This window comes from Tissierella sp., from assembly GCF_052089545.1.
In the GTDB taxonomy this organism is placed as follows: Bacteria; Bacillota; Clostridia; order Tissierellales; family Tissierellaceae; genus Tissierella_A.
Map to the genome: position 1 here is coordinate 1 of NZ_JBQDAA010000113.1, position 2,235 is coordinate 2,235.

At 28.5% G+C, this 2,235-nt stretch carries 3 protein-coding genes; 2 read left to right on the plus strand and 1 reads right to left on the minus strand.

The features are described 5' to 3' along the window. Positions 1-151: 151 nt before the first annotated feature. Together ACTHW2_RS08610 and ACTHW2_RS08615 are read left to right on the plus strand one after the other, a co-directional pair. Complete coding sequence (locus ACTHW2_RS08610) at positions 152-517, plus strand: VOC family protein (protein ID WP_442263538.1); 366 nt, start codon at positions 152-154, stop codon at positions 515-517. A gap of 103 nt (positions 518-620) precedes the next feature. Continuing rightward, a complete protein-coding gene (locus ACTHW2_RS08615) occupies positions 621-1,601 on the plus strand; it encodes a biotin--[acetyl-CoA-carboxylase] ligase (protein ID WP_442263539.1) in 981 nt (326 codons plus the stop codon). 58 nt (positions 1,602-1,659) lie between these two features. Here ACTHW2_RS08615 and ACTHW2_RS08620 read toward each other — a convergent pair whose 3' ends face one another. Further along, positions 1,660-2,223, minus strand: a complete 564-nt coding sequence (locus ACTHW2_RS08620; protein ID WP_442263540.1) for a biotin transporter BioY — start codon at positions 2,221-2,223, stop codon at positions 1,660-1,662. Positions 2,224-2,235: the final 12 nt, after the last annotated feature.

Sequence of the window (2,235 nt, forward strand, 5' to 3'; positions counted from 1 at the left end):
ACATAACATATGATTTAGAAAAGATTATAGGGAGAGAACCTATCACTTTTAAAGAATATGTTATAGACCATAAAGATTGTTGGATATAATATAGGGAGTATATAAAATATAGTAATTAGACAATCAATATATTAAAAGAGGAGGAATAAATATGAAGTTTTGCTGGACAACTGTAAATGTAAAGGATCTAAAAGAGTCTTTATATTTTTATGAAAAAATTGTGGGACTAAAGATAGATCAAAGAATAGACATGGGTAAGGATCAAGCAATAGTTTTTTTAGGAGATGGTGAAACAAAGCTTGAGCTTCTTTATAACAGTGAAAATAAAAATATAGATATGGGCAGGAGTATTTCACTAGGATTTGAAGTAAAATCTATAGAAGAAAAAATGGAGTTTGTAAAAAGGGAAGGAATAGAAATCCATAGCGGTACTTTTAATCCTGCACCTAATACTAAGTTCTTTTTTATATTAGATCCAAATGGGCTTAAAATTCAATTTGTAGAAAATAGTAAATAGATTCAAATTAATCCCTATATAAATATAGGGATTAATTTATTGGATTAGAGAATAAAAAACAGATATAATATAATTAAAGAATAAAGAGCTTTGGGAGGAAACAGTGAAAACAAAAATATTAAAAAGACTTAAAGAAAATGATAATTTTATATCAGGAGAAAAACTATCACAAGAGTTCCATATGACCCGTAGTGGTATATGGAAGTATATAAATATGTTAAAAGAAGAAGGATATATCATAGAGTCTATTCCGAGAAGAGGATATAGGCTTACTTCATCACCTGATATATTGACATTTGAAGAAATAAGGAAGTATCTTAATACAGAATTTATGGGAAGAAATCTTTACTATTTTGATTCAGTAGATTCTACAAACAATCAGGCTAAAAAAATAGCATCAAAAGAAATGGAAGGAACTTGCCTAATAGCAGAACAGCAGGTTGAAGGAAAGGGTAGACTAGGTAGGAGATGGATATCACCTAAGAAGAAAGGTATTTGGATGAGTGTGATATTAAAGCCAGATATGGAACCATATAATGTTGGATCTATAACACTTTTAGGTGCTGCTAGTGTATATAAGGCTCTTAAAAAGATGGATATAGACTCACAAATAAAATGGCCTAATGATATACTTATAAATAATAAAAAAATAGGAGGCATACTTACAGAAATAAGCGCCGAACTAAATAAGATTAATTATCTTGTCATGGGAATAGGCATAAATGTAAATTTAGATGAGAAAGACATACCAGACGAATTAAAAACTAAAGCTACTTCTATAAAAATAAATGAGAATAGAAGAATAGATCGTAAAATATTACTAGCAAATATTTTAAATGAATTTGAAAGCCTTTATATATCTTTTGTAAATGAAAATAGTAATTCAAAAGCTATAGAAATATGTAGAAAAAATTCAGCTACTATAGGAAAAGAAGTTAAAGTAAGACAAGGAAAAGAAGAAAAACTAGGTAAAGCCTTAGATATAAATAATAAAGGTGAATTGGTAGTAGAATTTAAAGAAGGTCATATACAAAATATATTTGCAGGAGAAGTTTCGGTAAGAGGCTTAGAGGGATATATATAAAAATTATAAAAGATGAAAAAAGTGCTTTCAAGATGAATGCACTTTTAATTTGGAAATTTTATTCTAAAGAAATGTTTGCTTTATTCAATACTTTTAGAAGCTTTATACTTACAAATGAAACTACAAGAAGTTTTGCAATATCGCCTGGCAAGAAAAGTAAAGCTCCAATTCTAAATATATTGCCAAATGAAAGTCCCTGTTCCATAATAATATTTAGAATATAGTACATATAAGGTAGGCCAAAGATATATATAGTTATAGTTCCAACTAAGGATGCTAATATAATCCTTTTACGGGATAATGTATCTTTAGAATGGGTTATTAATCCTACTATATAGGAAGAAAATATAAAGCCGATAATAAAACCAAAACTTGGCATCATAACTGCTTGAGGACCCCCTGTAAAGTTAGAAAATATAGGAAGACCAATAAGTCCTAAAGATAGGTATACAATTTGAGATAAGGCCCCAAGCTTAGATCCTAATATAATACCTGAAAGTATAACAAATAAAGATTGAAGAGTAATAGGCACAGGACCAATTGGCAAACTAATAAATGTACCCATAACAGTAAGTGATGTAAAAATAGAGACTAAAGTCATTTTTTTTATAGAAATATTCATATACACCTCCTA

Excerpts from the sequence above, each read along its gene's own strand:
- ACTHW2_RS08610 (WP_442263538.1), top strand. The coding sequence starts at position 152 with ATGAAGTTTTGCTGGACAACTGTAAATGTAAAGGATCTAAAAGAGTCT.
- ACTHW2_RS08620 (WP_442263540.1), bottom strand. The coding sequence starts at position 2,223 with ATGAATATTTCTATAAAAAAAATGACTTTAGTCTCTATTTTTACATCA.